Raw genomic sequence first — 17,434 nt, forward strand, 5'->3', positions numbered from 1 at the left:
GGTGGGAGCGAGCTTGCTCGCGATGATGTCACGCCGATCAGCTTTAACCCGCAGCGCGGCCATGGGCTGCCGTGGCCAGTTGCCCGGTGTCGACCCGTACGAAAATCGAATCGCCCACCGCCGTCAGCACATCCCCGGCATAGACCTCGCATAAAATCCGCGTTTTACGCCCCACGTCGCCTTCCACCCGGGCCCGCAAGGTCAGCGGTACGCCCATGGGCGTCGGTTTGATAAATTTGATTCCCAGGTTGCCCGTGACGCAATTGATCCGCGGCAGGCTGGCCGCATCGCGCTGCTCCATGCGGTAGTGATAAGCCATGGCCGTCCAGTTCGAATGGCAGTCCACCAGCATGGCGATCATGCCGCCGTATACCAGTTCGGGCCAACCGCAATATTTGGGGTCCGGCAGGTGTTCGGCGATCACATGCACACCGTCTGCGTGCCAGTAACTCTTGATATGCAAGCCGTGAGGGTTGTGGCTGCCGCAGCCATAACAGACTCCATCGGGGGCTGCGGTGTCTTGCAGAGAGGTCGTTAGCCGGGACATATCATATTCATCCTCAAGGACCCGCCGACTTGTCGTGGCGGGCAATGTTCACAGCCAGCCGGGCTGTTGGAAAAGGTCTAAACCGGCGTCCGATTGCTGAGCAAAATCTTGCCGCTGGCCTCGGCAATCTGCTCGCCGCGCTGGTTGCTGCAATAGCCGTTGAGTACCGCAATACCGCCATTGCTGCGGGGTTTGTCGAGGGTTTCGGTAATGGTCCATTCGACACTCAGGGTGTCGCCTGCAAACACCGGAGCGATAAACCGGCAGTTATGCTCAAGGTAGGCCACGGCGGTGCCGTAGAAGTACATGCCGATGGAAGCAGACATGAAGGCGCTGGTCATTGGCCCATGCAGGATCGGTCGACCGAAACGGCTGCTGGCACAAAATTGGGCATCGCTGTGCAACGGGTTGAAGTCACCAAACATGCCGCAGGCACGGCTGATGTGTGACGCATCGATGGTCAGCGACTGGCCAAACGTTTCGCCCCGGGTAATTTCGTCGAAAGCCTTTCCTAGAAAATTCATGCTTGCAGCTCCATCGCAGTGCGTTGTTCTTCCAGTTCGCGCAGGGCCTTGCGAATGATTTTGCCCGTCGTGGTCATAGGCAGTTCGTCGAGGAATTCAATTTCACGGGGGTACTCATGGGCCGCCAGTTGTGCGCGAACATGCGCCTGCAGCTCGCGTATGGTGTTGTCGCTGGCGGCGTAGCCGTGGTTGAGGACGACAAACGCCTTGACCACCTCGGTACGAATCGGATCTTTCTTGCCGATAGCCGCCGCCATTTTCACCGCCGGATGCTTGATCAGGCAGTCTTCGATGGGGGTCGGTCCGATGCGATAGCCTGCGCTGGTGATGACGTCATCGTTGCGTCCAAGGAAGAAGATATAGCCATCCTCATCCATCGAGCCCTTGTCGCCCGTCACCAGCCAGCCGTTGAGGTATTTCTCGGCAGTGGCCTGGCTGTTTTCCCAATAGCGCAGCATCTGGCTGCCGTTGGGCGTGGCCACGGCAATATGCCCTGAACCACCTGTGGGCACGGGCACGCCATAGTCGTCGACGATGGCCACGTCAAACCCCTCGACCGCGCGGCCAATGGCATGGGGGCGGTAGATCCCCTGGCTGGCGCAGGAGGACACCACCAGATTGCATTCGGTCTGGCCATAAAATTCATTGATGCGCACACCCAGCGCCTGGTCGCCCCAGGCCAGCAGTTCATCACCCAGTGACTCGCCACCACTGGCAACCGACCGCAGCGCGAGATGCCAGCGCTGTTGCGGGTTTTCGACAGGGCGTAACAGCTTGAGGGCGGTGGGCGGGAAGAAGACATTTTTAATCTGCAATGCTTCAATCAGGGCAAATACGTCTTCAGGTACAAACTTGTCAGCGCGGTGGGCCACCACCGGCACGCCGTGATACCAGGCAGGTAGCAGCACATCGAGCAACCCGCCAATCCATGCCCAGTCTGCCGGGGTCCACATCCGGTCACCGGGCTGGGGGAAGTCGTCGTGTGAACTGCGCACGCCGGGCAAATGCCCGAGCAACACGCGATGGGCATGCAAAGCGCCTTTAGGATGGCCGGTGGTGCCGGAGGTGTAGATGATCAGTGCCGGATCCTCGGCCGCCGTATCGAGGGTCTCGAACTGGTCACTGTGGCACTGCAGTTGCTCATGGTAATCAAGCACGTCATTACGATGCGCGGGTGCATCGATAACGTAGCACAGATGTAAGTGGGCAAGGCCGGCACGAATTCCGTCGATCTTCTGCAGGCCGCTGGCGTCGGTGATCAGCGCACGCATTGAACAGTTCGAAGCGCGATGTTCGATGGCGTCCGCACCGAACAGCTTGAACAGCGGAACCGCAATGGCGCCCAGCTTGTACAGCGCGATATGGGCGGTGCCGGCCTCCAGGCCTTGAGGGAGCATGATCCCGACCCTGTCACCTGCGTTGATACCTTGTGCGCGCAAACTGTTGGCCAGGCGGTTGGCCTGTTGTTGCAAGGCCAAAAAGCTGTGGTATTGAACCGTGCCATCGGCATTTTTCTGGATGATCGCAATGCGTTCGGGGTCGTCAGCCCAGCGGTCACAGCAAGCCCGGGCAATATTGAAACGCTGCGAAGCATCCCGTTGCGGGTCGCTGGGAGAGAAAGGTGCCGTGTTCATGGTCGAGTCCTTGTTGTTATGCGCCATGGTCAGAAGCTGCCGAACGTTGAACCCAGCACCATGACCACCAGCAAGGCGGTCATGGGCACAACGGTCGTCATCATGAAAATTTGCGGGTAGGACTGGCGGTGCGTAAGGTTACAAATTGCCAGTAAGGTGATCACCGCGCCCGAGTGGGGCAGGGTGTCCAGGCCGCCGGCAGCAATGGTAGCGACCCGGTGAAACAGGTCGGGGCTGATGCCCGCGGCTTCGATCATGCGCAGATAGTCCGCGCCCAGGGTGCGGAAGGCGATGCTCAGGCCTCCGGACGAGGAGCCGGTAATGCCTGCCAGCACGTTCATGCTGAGCACGGCCGAAATCAGCGGATGCTCCGGCGAGACATTGAGGATGGTGTCCTTGATCAGCGCAAATCCGGCCATACCGGCGATCACCGCGCCATAGGCCACTTCCGAAGCTGTGTTGAAGATCGGCAGCAGGGCGCCGATGGTGCCCTTGTTGAGGGTGACCGTCAGGTTGTCCCAGCGGCGCCAGTTGAGCAGGATCACAAATACGATTGCGCACATCAGGGCCAACAGCACGGACCACAGCCCTATGACGCTCACCGGGTCGATATTGCCAAAGCGCTCTTCACGCAAAACGCTGAGGTCCAGGGCAGGCAGGATCCAGTAGCTGAACGCCGCGTTCAGGCCGATCACCACGATTATGGGCAGCAGGGCTACGAGCAGTCCGGGTTTTTTTATGCTGGCATTCGACGCTATTTCGTCGTCATGGGGGCCGTAGCCTTCACCCTTGGCCATGGCCTTGCGGGCTCGCGATTGCAGCATCCAGCTGCCCATCCACAGCATGACGATCGACGCGATGATGCCCAGGCCCGGGGCGGCGAAGGTGGTGGTGCCCAGATAAGCCGTGGGAATCGAGTTCTGTATCGACGGTGCGCCAGGCAGCGCGGTCATGGTGAAGGTAAAGGCCCCCAGCGCGATGGCCGCTGGCATATAGCGTTTTGGCGTGCCGGACTCACGAAAAATTGCCGCCCCGATCGGGTATACGGCAAAGGCCACCACAAACAGCGATACGCCACCGTAGGTCAACAGCGCACAGGCCAGCACTACGGTGAGAATTGCATGGCGATGGCCGAGTTTGCGCATAAACCAGTCAGCGATGGTATGCGCTGCTCCGGAGTCGGCGACCAGCTTGCCGAACAGGGCACCGAGTATGAACAGGGGGAAAAACTTGATCACATAGAGCCCCAGCTCCTTCATGAACAGCTGGGTAAAGGTGGGCATGATATCTGCGGCTGCCCCGCTGAGAAGAACGGCCAGCGCGGCCATCAACGGCGCCAGGATCAAAACCGTCACGCCCCGGTAGGCGAAAAACATCAACAACAGAAGGGATATCAGTATCGCCATCGTGCTCATGGGTGGCTCTCTTATAATTATTGTTTTGGCTTGTTTTTGTGCTTACGTTTACGTTTGCGTCAACCTAGAGCACGTATGCGACCCTGTCAACCTTGCTCCCTGTATTCATCCGCCGCGCGGATCTGTCGAGGGTCGTGCAGCCTGGAGGTGATGGCTGGAACCGATAAACATATACATCGCCGGCACCATGAACAGCGTCAGCAGGGTGCCGATAGACAGCCCGGCGAAGATCACCAGACCCATGTCATGGCGCCCTGCAGCCCCGGCACCGGAAGCCCAGACCAGCGGCACCACGCCCAGTACCATCGCGGCCGTGGTCATCAGGATCGGCCGCAGACGCACGCCGGCGGCTTCCTCAATGGCCTCACGCTTGCTGCGGCCTGCGCGTTGCAACTCGTTGGCAAATTGCACGATCAGGATCCCGTGCTTGGTGATCAGCCCCAGCAGCGTCACCAGGCCCACCTGGGTGTACACATTGATCGAGGCAAAGCCCATGGTAATAAAGGCCAGCGCACCAAACAGTGCCGGCGGCACCGAGAACAGAATGACCACCGGATCGCGGAAGCTTTCGAACTGGAAGGCCAGGGCCAGGTAGACGATTAATATCGAGAACAGCAGCAAGCCGACAAAGCCGCCGGACTCTTGCATGAACTGACGCGATTCGCCGGAAAAGTCCGAGGTGTAACCCGAGGGCGCAATATCGTTCAGGATAGTGTTGAGCCTGGCCAGCAACTCGCCCTGGGCCACACCGCTGACGCCCGAGAGGGTCGCCGAGTTCAACTGCTGGAAGTGATTGATCGACTCGGGTTGTGTCGAGGTCTCGATATGCGCCGCCGTGCGCGCCGGGATCATCACACCGGCGGGCGTACGGATGTAGTAATCGAGAATCTGCTCGGGGTTGAGCCGGTCAACCTGCAGTACTTGCGGGATGACTTTGTATGAGCGCCCGGCGGTCGAGAAGTAATTGACGTAGTTGCCACCCAATGCAGCTGACAGGGCTGCGCCGACATCTGCCTGGGTCATGCCCAGTGCGGCAATTTTTTCCCGGTCGACCACCAGTCTGGCCTGCGGTTTGTCCAGTTTCAGGTCCATGTCGGCAAACCAGAACAGCTGTTGCTTCTGGGCTTCGGCCATCACGGCCTGAGCCACTTCATTGAGGTTTTCTACCGAGTCGGTGGTGGTGATCACAAACTGCACCGGCAATCCCTGGGCGCCCGGTAACGAAGGCAATGGGAAGGCAGCGACGGTGGCCCCCGGCACCTGGTTCCATTTTTGCTGAAGATCGAAGATCAGCTCGGCCTGGGAGCGTGTGCGCTCGCTCCAGGGCTTGAGCAAGACCCCGCCCAGGCCCTGATTGAGGGCGGGCAGCCCGGTCAGCTGGAACATCTGCGCGTATTCAGGCTCCTTGCTGGCGATCTGAAACGCCTGGTCGGCAATGCGCTCCATCTGTTGCGGTGCAGCTGTCGGCGGGCCTTTGATCATCATGAACACCAGCCCTTGGTCTTCGGTCGGTGACAGTTCGCTTTTGGCGGTCATGCCACTGGCGGCGACCAGTACAAACAGGACAAAGCCAAAGGTCACCAGCACCGGCCAACTATCCAGACCGGCTGACAAAACGCGATGGTAACGCCCGCGCAGCCAGTCAAAACACTGATCGAGCCGGCGCGCGAAGCGACCTTCATCCTGCCCGGGTTGCAACAGCCGGGAGGTCATCATCGGTGACAGCGTCATGGCCACCACTGCCGATACCGTTACCGCACCGGCCAGGGAAAAACAGAACTCCTTGAACAGTGCCCCCGTCAAGCCGCTGCGCAGCCCGATCGGCACATAGGCGGCAATCAGCACCACCGTCATCGCGATGATCGGGCCGCCCAGTTCACGCGCCGCCATCAACGCGGCTTCAAATACACTTTTGCCTTGTTCCTTGATATGCCGGTCGACGTTTTCCACCACGATAATCGCGTCGTCCACCACCAGACCAATGGCCAGAACCAATGCAAGCAAGGTCAGCAGGTTGATCGAGTAACCCAGCAGATACATGACAAAGAAGGTGCCGACCAGCGACAGCGGTATCGCCACCAGTGGCACTATCACCGCGCGGAATGAGCCGAGGAACAGGTAGATGACCACCGACACTATGACCATTGCTTCCACCAGGGTCTTGACCACCTCGACAATCGAAGTATTGATGAACGCTGTGGAGTCATAAACGATTTCGCCGCGCACGCCTGCAGGCAATTGCGCTTGCAGTTCGGGGAAGGCGTCGCGCACGCTGCTGGCAACGCTGAGGATATTGGCATTGGGCGCGGCTTTGATACCGACAAACACCGAACGTTTGCCGGAAAACGCCACGCTGCTGTCGTAGCTTTCTGCACCCAGGGTCACAGTGGCGACATCTTCCAGGTACACCAGGGCATCGTCGTTGTTGTTGATCACCAGCCGCTTGAATTCATCCACCGTGTGCAAGTCGGTTCCGGCCGTCAGGTCTACCGTGACCATTTGCCCGCGGGTTGAACCCACGGCAGACAGGTAGTTGTTGTTGGCCAGCGCCGCGACTACGTCCTGGGCGGTGACGTTATGGGCCGCCAGTTTGTCCGGGTCCAGCCAGGCACGCAGGGCGAACTGGCGCCCACCGAGGATTTCTGCGGTTTGCACGCCCTGGATCGAGTCGAGCTTGGGTTTGACCACCCGCACCAGATAATCGGTGATGTTATTGGTGGGCAGGGTGTCGCTGTAGAACCCCAGGTACATGGCATCCGTGGTTTGCCCCACCGCAACCGACAGCACCGGTTCCTGGGCCTGGGCCGGTAGCTGGTTCTTGACCGAGTTGACCTGGGTGTTGATCTCGGTCAGGGCCTTGCTGGCGTCGAAGTTCAGCCGCAGCGTGGCGGTAATGGTCGAGACCCCGGTAATACTCGACGAAGACAGATAATCGATGCCCTGGGCCTGGGCGATCGCCGACTCCAGTGGCTGGGTGATAAACCCGGCAACTGTGGCTGCATCGGCGCCGTAGTAGGCGGTAGTAATAGTGACCACCGCATTTTCGGTTCGCGGCCATTGGTTGACCGGCAATTCGAAGATCGAACGTAGCCCCAAGATCAGGATAAACAGCGAAACCACTACGGCCCAGACCGGGCGCTGGATAAAGGTATCGGTGAGCTTCATGGGTCACCTTTAATGTTCTTGAGGCGTTGGCGCCGCATCGTTGAGCGGCGCAGCACTGTTGTCGATCTGCACCGGTGAGCCATTTTTGAGTTTCATCTGACCACTGGTGATCAACAGGTCGCCTTCCTTCACACCGGACAGGATGGCGACCTGATCGCCACGGGTCGGTCCGGTCTTGATAAAGGTCTGTTGTGCCGTGAGAACGTCTTCACCCTTGTCGTTCTTGCTCGACAGCGCGATAAAAACGGTGGTGCCGTAGGGGTTATAGGTGACGGCTGTCTGTGGCACGGTCAGGTAGCGCAGCACCGCCCCCGAGTCGACAACTGCGCGGGCAAACATGCCGGGCACCAGGTTCTTCCCGGGGTTGGCAACGCTGGCTTCGACCGTGACGTTACGCGTGGTCGGGTCGAAGCGGGTGTCTATGGTGCTGACGCGCCCCGTGAATGTCTGGTTGGAGAGGCCGTCGGCGGTCACCGATACTTTTTGGCCGACGGCAATGGCTTCCAGTTGGGTCTGGGGCACGTTGAAGTCGATATAGATGGGGTCGAAGGTTTGCAACGTGGCGATTTTGTCACCGGGGTTGAGGTATTGCCCGGGGTTGACAGCGGTAATGCCTATACGCCCGGCAAAGGGCGCACGAATGGTTTTTTGCGCCACCAGCGCCCGCTGCTGTTCTGCGGCGGCCAGTTTGGCTTTGAGGTCTGCGTTGTCGGTGTCCACTTGCGCCTGGGACACGGCGTTGACCGCCAGTTGTGCGCGGTCACGCTTGAGGACGATGGCGGCCAGGTCCGCCGTGGCTTCCAGCGAATGGAGCAGGGCGATGTCCGAATCAGCATTCAATTGAACCAGCAGCGCCTGTGCTGCCACTTCCTGGCCCGGTGTAAAACCGATGCTGCGCACAATGCCGCCCGCTTCGGTGGTCACATCGACCCCGCGCACGGCTTTTATCGAGCCCACGGCGGTCACCGTCGGCTGCCAGTCGTCGAACGGTACTTGCATGGCGGTGACGACGGCGGCGGGCAAGGGCTGCTTTGCCTGGTTAATCATGGCTGAGATCTGCGCGAACTTGACCCCGGCGATGATCGTGACAATCACCAGCACCACCCCGATCATGATAAGCATCGGCCGCCACAGCCTGCGCCTTGCAGTGGGTTGCGCGAGTGAGTCGTTGTTGACGTCAGCCATGGTTGTTCTCGCTGTTTCAATGGTATTCAGTCGAGCCGCGTGGGTTTGGCGGGCGCGGTCTTGTTGTGACTCGGCATGAGTTCTTGCCAGGTCGGCAAGCCGAATCGGTCAGGGCGGCCCTGGGGGTCAGGGTCGCTGCGGTTCCACCAGCCGCCGCCCAGAGCCTGGAACAGCGCTGCGGTATCGCTGTAGCGCACGGCCTGGGCCTGGACCCGGGTGAGCACGGTGTTCTGGTAGGTTTGCTGCGCCGTGAGCAAGTTGATATAAGCCACCGCTCCCAGGCGATACTGCGCCTGCACCAGGGCAAGGCTGGCCTGGGCGGACTGCTCCGCAGCCACTTGCTGCTTGAGCGCCTCGGCATCGGCCTCCAGCGCCCTGAGCGCGTTGGCCACATCCTGGAATGCGGCAAGCACCGTACCGCGGTACTGCGCCGCCGACTGGTCATATGCCGCAACCGCCGCCCGTTTTCGGTGTTCAAGCGCACCAGCATCGAACAGCGGTTGGGCAATTGCCCCGGCCAGGCTCCATACACCCGAGCCTGCGGAAAACAGCGTGCTGCCGCTGGCTACCGTGGAACCCAATGAACCGGTAATGCTGAACTGTGGCAACTGATTGGCCACCGCCACGCCAATATTGGCACTGGCCTCATGCAGTTGCGCCTGAGCGGAGCGCACATCCGGACGCTGTTCGACGATTGCCGAGGGCAGACTCACTGGCAATTCTTGCGGCAGATGCAGGGACGCCAGGTTGAAACGCTCGCCCTTGTCCTGATTGGGGAACCTGCCCAGGTAGGCCATCAACTGGTTCCGGGTTTGCGCCAACTGCTTTTGCAAGGGCGCCAGAGTAGCGCGGGTTTGCGCCAGGGCAGTTTGCTGGGTCAATACATCGGTATCGGCAATGGCACCGAGGCGCCGCTGCGCCTGCAGCAGGTCGAGCTGGTCGCTCTGTAGCTGGATGATTTGCCCGGTCGCCGCAATCTGATCGCGCAGGGACGCCAGGCTGACGGCGGTATTGACCACATTGGTGGATAGCGTGAGGTAGGTGGCCTCAAGCTGAAAACGCTGGTACTCGGCTTGCGCCGTGGACGACTCGATCTGCCGCCGCGTACCGCCGAAGACATCCGGCGCATAGGACACGCTCAGTGACGCGGAGCTGAGCGTGAGAATCGGCGACGACGCCGTACCGGATGTGGTCCCGGAGACTTTCTGGCGGGTTTTCGACAAATTGCCGCTCAGGGCGGGAAACAAGGAAGCCTGATCGACATACACCTGCTCATTGGCCTGGCGCAATGCTGCTTGCGCGGCGCTGATATCCGGGTTGGCGCGCAAGGCCTCTTCCACCAGAGCGTTCAATTCCGGCGAGCGGAACAATGTCCACCATTGCCCGGGTATATCCATGCCGGCAATCAGGCGTTGCGCAGCGCCGCCAGCGTCGATATCGGACCGGGCGGTGGTCGTAAGGTTGTGCGTGGAGTAACCGGCATCCGCAGCGACTTCGGGACGAACAAAGTCAGGCCCCAGGGTACAACCTGCGAGGGCAATGAACAGCAGACTCAGCGGCAAGCACCGTTGCATCCGACAGCCCTCCTGAAAGGGCAGGTAGTGACGGGATTCAAGTCACGTTGGCAGTTGGACTGAACGTTAATCCAAGCGCGGGACAACCGCAACCAGAGGAAACCTTCGCCCTTGGCGGGGTGTACAGGTTACGGGGCCACTCTGACTTACTCGTCCACTTGGACGAGGCGCTTGCACGCAGGATCGGGCTAGCTTTCGCTCAGGGTGTTGTGCGGGCCCTTGTTCAGTTGAGGAGGCATCAATGAGTTGTGCAATTTCTTGCGCTGATGGTCTGGCAGCCCTGTTGCTTGAGCAGAAAGCCGCGTTCAACGCTCAGGGCGCAGTCAGCGCTGCGCAGCGCCGGGCGCGAATCCAGCGGGTAATCGACATACTGGTGGACCACCACCTGGCGCTGGCCGAGGCGATGGATGCCGACTTTGGCGGTCGCCCCCGGGGGTTCTCATTGATGAACGATGTGCTGGGGGCACTGGGCTCGCTCAAGCACGCCCGGGACCACCTCGAAAGCTGGATGCAGGATGAACCGCGACAGGTCTTCAGCCCCTATGACCAGCTCGGTGCCCAGGCATGGGTGATGTACCAGCCCAAGGGCACCGTGGGCATTCTGGGGACCTGGAACGCGCCGCTGTACACACTGCTCAGCCCGCTGGCTTCGGCGCTGGCGGCAGGTAACCGGGCGATCCTCAAGCCCTCGGAGGTGGTACCGCGCACTGCCGCGCTGGTTGCCAGGCTGTTTGCCGAACTGTTCGACCCGTTGGAAGTGGGGGTGGTCACCGGCGGCGCCGACCTGGCCCAGGCTTTTACTGCGCAACCCTTTGATCACCTGGTGTTTACCGGCAGTACCGCCGTGGCCCGCTCGGTGATGGGTAATGCAGCGCAAAATCTGGTGCCGGTGACACTGGAACTGGGCGGTAAATCGCCAGTGATCGTTGCCCGCAGCGCGGATCTCGCCACGGCGGCCTTTCGCATTGCTCTGTCCAAGACCACCAACAGCGGTCAGGTCTGCATCAACCCGGACCTGGTCTACGTTGCCCGTGAGCAGCTTGAGGCGTTTATCAATGCCTTTGCTGGCGCTTACCGCGGGTTCATCCCCGAGGTAAGCGACAACCCGGATGTAGTTGCCGTGGTCAACCCACAACATCTGGCCCGGGTGGAAAATCTGGTTGACCAGGCCCGTCAGGCCGGTGCCCGGGTGATAAGCCTGCCCTATGCGCAAGCGGTCGATATGCAAAACCGTCGGCGTCCGTTGCAACTGGTTATCGACCCGCCTCAAGACAGCCTGATCATGCACGAAGAGATCTTCGGCCCGGCCATGGTCGTGCTGCCCTACGACGAGGTCGACCAGGTGATTGCGCATATCAATGACCGGCCACGGCCACTGGCCCTCTACTACTTTGGCAACGATGCCCTTGAACAGCGTCATGTGCTGGAGCACACCCTGTCCGGTGGCGTCACCCTCAATGACGTGATGATGCATGCCGCCTTGCATGATGCTCCGTTCGGCGGTATCGGCGGCTCGGGCATGGGCCATTACCACGGCCGTGAAGGGTTCCTTGAATTCAGCCACCTGCGCACCGTACTTAAGGCACCCGACCACGATCCGCGCGGCGAATGGGGCTTGCTGCCGCCTTATAGCGAGCATTTCGAGGCGGCAATGCTGGCGCAGATCACTCGGGATTGATCCTGGCAGACGGTTGTTTTGTTCGTCCATACAGACGAAGCGGCGGGGCGCAGACAGCCTTAGAGTGAGCCGCACACAAGCACGTTTTCTAACAGTCTGGAGGCGCGTCCCCATGTTTGTCGATCTCACCCCTGAACAGCATGCATTGCGACTCAAGGTCCGGGACTATTTCCAGAACCTGATGACTCCCGAGCTGCGCCAGCAGATGCGCGGTACCGAAGGTGGCGAGCTGTTTCGCCGCACCATCGCGCAAATCGGTCGCGATGGCTGGCTGGCGGTAGGCTGGCCCAAGGCCTATGGCGGGCAGGGTTATGGCCCTACCGAGCAATTGATTTTCTTTGAAGAAGCCAATATCGCCGGTGCGCCACTGCCATTCGTGACCATCAGTACCGTTGGCCCGGCGCTGATGGCCCACGGCTCGGCGTTGCAAAAGGATAAATTCCTGCCAGGGATCGCCGCCGGGGACATCAACTTCGCCATCGGTTACTCCGAAGCCAGTGCTGGCAGCGATCTGGCGGTACTGAAAACCACCGCCCGTGAAGATGCCGACGGTTTTGTGGTCAATGGCAGCAAGCTCTGGACCTCGGGCGCCGATGCGGCCGACTTCATCTGGCTGGCGGCCCGTACCGACCCCGAGCAGGCGCGTCACAAGGGCATTTCGATCCTGATTCTCGACACCCTTGCCCAAGGGTTTTCCAGCACCCTGATCCCGACCTCCGGCAACCCTACGGCGGCCACCTATTACGACAATGTGCGGGTGCCACGCAACATGCTGGTGGGTGAGCTGCATGGCGGCTGGAAACTGATTACGGCTCAGCTCAACCACGAACGCCTGGGCCTGGGGGCCTGGTCCGACAAAGTGGTCAGCCTGTTCAACCGCGTCTATCTGTGGGCACGTTGCGCCGATGAGCAGGGCCACCGCGCCACCGATGTGGCCTGGGTCAAGCGCGATCTGGCCGAGTGTTATGCCCGGCTTGAAGCGATGCGCCTGATCAATTTCCGGATTGCCGCCGACCTTGAACGCGACCGTGTGGACGTCGCACTGGCCTCGACCACCAAGGTCTACGGCTCGGAGTCGGCGATCGAGATCCTGCGCAAGCTGTCAGCCATCCTGGGTGCCAGTGGCCTGACCCGGGCCGGTTCGGCAGCGGCTTATCTGCTTGGCGAGCTGGAATATGAGGTGCGGGCATCGGTCAACCTGACCTTTGGCGGTGGCACCAATGAGATCCAGCGCGAGCTGATTGCCCAGTTCGGCCTGGGCATGCCGCGCACACAACGCTGAGTTACGCAGTGGCCCCAATATCGGAGATAAGGATGAACGATTTCAACAACGCAACCCTGCTGTCCAGTGCCGAACGCGCAGTTGTGCCACGGGAGCAGACGCAGGCAATTCTCGATTTGCGGGCCGCCGCCAGTGCCCGGATCAAACCGGCCGATCGCTACACCCTTGCCGATCGCCTCGAAGAGCAGGCGCAACGTCACGGCGAACGGCCCTTTATCATTTATGGCGAACAGCGTCTCAGTTTCGCCCTGATCAATGCCCGCGCCGACCGTTTGGCCCATGTCCTGTATGCCCGCGGCCTGCGTCCGGGTGATGTCTGCGCCCTGGCGATGGAGAACCGCCCGGAGTTTTTCTGTTGCTGGTTCGCCCTGGCCAAGCTCGGCGTGGTGGCGGGTTTCGTCAATACCCAGGTCAGCGGCCGGCCACTGGTGCACGCGCTGCAGGCGATCGATGCCAAGGCCATGCTGGTCGGCGAAGAGGTGCTGGGCAATGTGCTTGCCACTCAAGGCTTGCCACCGCTGCCCTTATGGCTGGTAGCGGATGCCGAGCAGCCATGGACCGGGGCCATGCCGTCACAGGTCGATACCGGACTGGCTCAAGCACTGGCCACAGCCCCCGCCATGCCATTCCCTCGTGATGTGCGCGCCGACCTGAGAGCCGAGAGCCCGTGCCTGCTGATCTTTACCTCGGGCACCACCGGCCTGCCGAAAGCGGCGCGTTATAGCCATATGCGCTGGATGTCGACCGGTGACATCATGGAAATCACCCTGCAAACCACTGCCCATGACGTGTTTTACTGCTGCTTGCCGCTGTATCACGGTGCAGCCGCCACGTCCGTGACGTCCACCGCGCTGAAAACCGGTGCAGCCATTGTGGTACGGCGCAAATTCAGTGTCCGTGAGTTCTGGAATGATGTGCGCAAGCATCATGTGAGCGTGTTCCAGTACATCGGTGAAATCTGCCGCTATCTGCTCAACCAGCCCGAGGTGGCCGGTGAACGTGACCACGGTCTGCGCTGCATGCTCGGCGCCGGGTTGACCCGCGAAAGCTGGCAGAACTGGCTGCGCCGTTTCGGGCCGATCCACGTGTTTGAAGGCTGGGGCTCCACCGAGTCCAACACCAATGTGGTCAATGTCGACAATTATCTGGGGGCTTGCGGCCGTGTGCCGTACTGGGAAAAGAGCAACTTGCGCCTGGTGCGCTATGACGTTGAAACCGACAGCCACCCACGGGACGAAAATGGCTTCTACCAGCTGTGCGAGGCGGGCGAGGTGGGAGAGGCCCTGGGTTTTATCATCAACCATCCCGACATCGGCGGCGGGCGTTTCGAGGGTTATACCTCAGCCGAGGCGACTGCCAGCAAGATTCGTCGCAATGTGTTCAGCCAGGGCGATGCCTACTGGAGTTCAGGTGACCTGCTGCGTTTTGACAAGGACGGCTACCTGTATTTTATCGACCGCATTGGCGACACTTTCCGCTGGAAAAGTGAAAACGTTTCCACCCTTGAGGTGGCGGCTGCGCTGGGCGACTTCGAAGGCCTTGAGCTGATCAACATTTATGGCGTGCAAGTACCCGGGCAGGAGGGGCGCGCCGGTATGGCGGCGGTGTTGATGCAGCCGGGCCGCCGCTTCGACCCGCAGGCGTTCTATGCATTGACCGAAACGCGCTTGCCGCGTTACGCCGCCCCGGTGTTCGTCCGGGTATCGGCAGCGGCTGACCTGACCAGTACCTTCAAGTTGCGCAAGGTCGACCTGCAACGTCAGGGCTATGCCCCTGCAGCATTCAGCGACCCGCTGTTTATCCGTGATGACAGCAGCCGCAGCTATGTGCCGTACAGCGCACAGGTGCTGGAGCGCATTGGCCTGGCCGCTTTTGTCGGGGATACCAGCCAGTGACCGGTCGGCCTGCGGGGCAGGTCTTCTGCACGATGCCCCGCATACCGTTTACAGCGACTGTCGGTAAACCTCAGTCAGGCACGACATAACAATAACAACGGGCAGGGCCCAGGCGGTGTCCCGTGAGGAGAGGGCGATGGATAATAGCGGCTTGAGTGTTCAGACCCTGGCAGACATGGGCTTGAACCTGACCGAGTATGACAGCCTTATCGGCGAGTTTTACGACGGCTCGCTGGAGCCCAGGCTGATGGCCAAGACCCTGCGCCATGTGCGCAATCTGTACCAGGCCAACTATGTCATCCTGATCTTGCGCGTCCCCGAGCAACCTGACCTGGGCCTGATGATCGTAGTGGGTGACATTGACCGCGAAGGCGAGGTGAGTTACTGGGCCTATCCACAAGCGCTCACGCCATTCAACAACCCGCCAATGGACCGGGTGTTCACTGTCGACGACCTGATGAGTGAGGAACAGTGGACCCGCTCGGCTTACTTCAAGACCTATGGCACCGTGCACGACACCTACCACATCATGGCTGCCGATATTTCCACGCCTGATGGCGGCAAGCTGCGCTTTCGCATTACCCGGCCAAAATCCGCGCCCAACTTCAGTGCCAGTGAACGCAGCCTGTGTGGCATGTTCATACCGCATTTGCGCCGTGCCATGCATGTGCACAACCTGATCGACCGCAGCGAGTCGATGACCGAGCTGTACTCGCAGGCGATCAGTCGCCTGTCGGTGGCCACCATTGTGCTGGATCAACAGGGCAAGGTCCTGAGCCTGAACCCGATGGCCAGCGAACTGCTGGAGCAGGCAGACGGCCTCAAACTGGTTGGCGGACACCTTGAGGCGACTTACCCCAGCGACAATCGCGAACTGCAGCGCCTGGTCCGCAACGCCTTTAACCGTGACACCGGCAATGTGCAGGAAGGCACGCAGGCTGAAGCCATGTCAGTCTCCAGGCCCTCGGGGCAGATCAACCTGGGGGTGGTGGTCGAGGCCATTGCGACTCAGGACTGGGCCGAGGGCAAAGGCACCCCAGGGGTGGTGGTATACATCCGCGACGCTGCAGGACGGTCCATGGCCAGCGAAACCCTGACCAAGCAGCTGTTCAACCTGACCCGGGCTGAAACCGCCCTGGCGATGGAACTGGCCAATGGCCTGTCCCTGGAAGAAGCTGCCGAGGCGTTGAATGTGCGTCGTAATACTGCAAGGGCACACCTGCGCTCGATTTTCTCGAAGACCGGTGTGCGCCGCCAGACTGAACTGGTGCGCATCATCCTCAACAGTGTGGTTGCCCTGGGTAAGCCAGGGCTGGCGTTATTGCCCGGCGCCAAGGCCAGCAGAAAAAAAACCGGATTGACGCAAAACAGTGCCTGAAAGCAGGCATTGTTAGTCCATGCGGAGGATGAGGACGGCAGCGGGTTCGGTGAAAATCCAGCGGGCATAGGACCGGGGATTTTCACACGAGGACAATAACAATGACCAAACTCGCAGCAATCAACGTTGACAGTATTCTGGCACCTCGCTTTGGCCGGGGCTGGCATTGCCTGGGTGATGCGGCCGACTACCGTGATGGCCAGCTCCATACACTGAATATTTTCGGCACACGCTTGCTGGCGTTTGCCACGGCCAGTGGCGAGATCAGCGTGATCGATGCCCATTGCCCGCACATGGGCGCCGACCTGTCACAAGGCACCCTGGAAAACGACCGGGTTGTGTGCCCCTTTCACCATTGGCAATACGACGCCAGTGGCAAGTGCGTCGAGATTCCATATTGCAAGCGCATCCCGCCCAAGGCCAAAACCCGCCGCTGGTTGACCTGTGAAGAAAACAACCTGCTGTTCGTGTGGAACAACCCTGAGGGCAAGGCCCCGGCAGACAATGTGGTGATCCCGCATTTGCCGGAGAAGGACAGCGATGAATGGCTGCATGACTGGCACATGGACAAACTGGTCATTGAGACCAACCCCCGGGAACTGGTCGACAACCTCGCGGACGCCCAGCACTTCGGCCCGGTGCATGGCACGCCGACCAAGTACTTCGCGAATATTTTCGAAGGCCATATTGCCCAGCAGATTTTCCACGGCGACTCGGACCGGCTGGGCGGGGACCTGGTTGCCGAGTCTGCCTATTACGGCCCGGCGACGCATTTTACCCGCATGCGCGCAGTGTTCGAGGGCATGGAAATTCACTCGATCCTGCTCAACTGCCACGTCCCGATCGACGCCAACAGTTTCGAGCTGCGTTTTGGTTGCATGGTGAAAAAGATCCCGGGCTGGAGCGAAGAGCAGAGCAGGGCGCTGGCCCAGGATTATGTGCTGCGTAATCGCGATGCGTTCTATCAGGACGTGGTGATCTGGCAACACAAGATCCGGGTCGACAAACCGGTGCTGGCTGAAGGTGATGGTCCGGTCTATCAACTGCGCGACTGGTACGCCCAGTTCTTTATGGACGAAGACAGCGTGCCGGCATCGACTGCCGGGCGCAGTGAAATCATCACCGTCGACCATCACTGATCAACTCCGGGCAGGAAC

Annotated in this window: 12 protein-coding genes; 5 read left to right on the forward strand and 7 right to left on the reverse strand. The window is 60.5% G+C overall.

Annotated features, from left to right (window positions below; all coding sequences use genetic code 11):
- Positions 1-43: 43 nt before the first annotated feature.
- From QN377_RS00305 to QN377_RS00335, 7 genes are all read right to left on the reverse strand, one after another.
- A complete protein-coding gene (locus QN377_RS00305; RefSeq protein WP_095023905.1) occupies positions 44-547 on the reverse strand; it encodes a PaaI family thioesterase in 504 nt (167 codons plus the stop codon).
- 77 nt (positions 548-624) lie between these two features.
- Positions 625-1,071: a MaoC family dehydratase gene (locus QN377_RS00310; protein ID WP_095032312.1), complete on the reverse strand. Its 447-nt coding sequence runs from the start codon at positions 1,069-1,071 to the stop codon at positions 625-627.
- Complete coding sequence (locus tag QN377_RS00315) at positions 1,068-2,705, reverse strand: AMP-binding protein (protein WP_322212894.1); 1,638 nt, start codon at positions 2,703-2,705, stop codon at positions 1,068-1,070. The genes QN377_RS00310 and QN377_RS00315 overlap by 4 nt, the downstream gene beginning before the upstream one ends.
- Positions 2,706-2,734: 29 nt before the next feature.
- A complete protein-coding gene (locus QN377_RS00320) occupies positions 2,735-4,120 on the reverse strand; it encodes a GntP family permease (protein ID WP_095000237.1) in 1,386 nt (461 codons plus the stop codon).
- 105 nt (positions 4,121-4,225) lie between these two features.
- Positions 4,226-7,285, reverse strand: a complete 3,060-nt coding sequence (locus QN377_RS00325) for an efflux RND transporter permease subunit (RefSeq protein WP_322212892.1) — start codon at positions 7,283-7,285, stop codon at positions 4,226-4,228.
- Between the two features lie 9 nt (positions 7,286-7,294).
- Complete coding sequence (locus QN377_RS00330) at positions 7,295-8,407, reverse strand: efflux RND transporter periplasmic adaptor subunit (RefSeq protein WP_176464307.1); 1,113 nt, start codon at positions 8,405-8,407, stop codon at positions 7,295-7,297.
- Positions 8,408-8,496: 89 nt separating this feature from the next.
- Positions 8,497-10,044 carry an efflux transporter outer membrane subunit gene (locus QN377_RS00335; RefSeq protein WP_095019170.1) on the reverse strand — a complete coding sequence of 516 codons (1,548 nt, stop codon included), beginning with the start codon at positions 10,042-10,044 and terminating at the stop codon, positions 8,497-8,499.
- 241 nt (positions 10,045-10,285) lie between these two features.
- On the opposite strand from QN377_RS00335, the gene QN377_RS00340 reads away from it, so the two are divergent.
- From QN377_RS00340 to QN377_RS00360, 5 genes are all read left to right on the forward strand, one after another.
- Positions 10,286-11,722 (forward strand): coniferyl aldehyde dehydrogenase, encoded by a 1,437-nt coding sequence (locus tag QN377_RS00340; protein WP_095019932.1) that lies wholly within the window; start codon positions 10,286-10,288, stop codon positions 11,720-11,722.
- A 112-nt stretch (positions 11,723-11,834) separates the two neighbouring features.
- Positions 11,835-13,004 carry an acyl-CoA dehydrogenase family protein gene (locus QN377_RS00345; protein ID WP_095019168.1) on the forward strand — a complete coding sequence of 390 codons (1,170 nt, stop codon included), beginning with the start codon at positions 11,835-11,837 and terminating at the stop codon, positions 13,002-13,004.
- Positions 13,005-13,036: 32 nt separating this feature from the next.
- Entirely contained in the window at positions 13,037-14,899 is a 1,863-nt protein-coding gene (locus QN377_RS00350; protein ID WP_322212891.1) for a long-chain-acyl-CoA synthetase, read from the forward strand.
- Between the two features lie 136 nt (positions 14,900-15,035).
- Positions 15,036-16,277, forward strand: coding sequence for a LuxR C-terminal-related transcriptional regulator (locus QN377_RS00355; protein ID WP_218723473.1), 1,242 nt, complete (start codon positions 15,036-15,038; stop codon positions 16,275-16,277).
- 101 nt (positions 16,278-16,378) lie between these two features.
- Positions 16,379-17,416, forward strand: a complete 1,038-nt coding sequence (locus tag QN377_RS00360) for a Rieske 2Fe-2S domain-containing protein (RefSeq protein WP_322212890.1) — start codon at positions 16,379-16,381, stop codon at positions 17,414-17,416.
- Positions 17,417-17,434 lie beyond the last annotated feature (18 nt).

Source organism: Pseudomonas sp. CCC4.1 (assembly GCF_035019225.1).
Classification (GTDB): Bacteria; Pseudomonadota; Gammaproteobacteria; order Pseudomonadales; family Pseudomonadaceae; genus Aquipseudomonas; species Aquipseudomonas bubulae.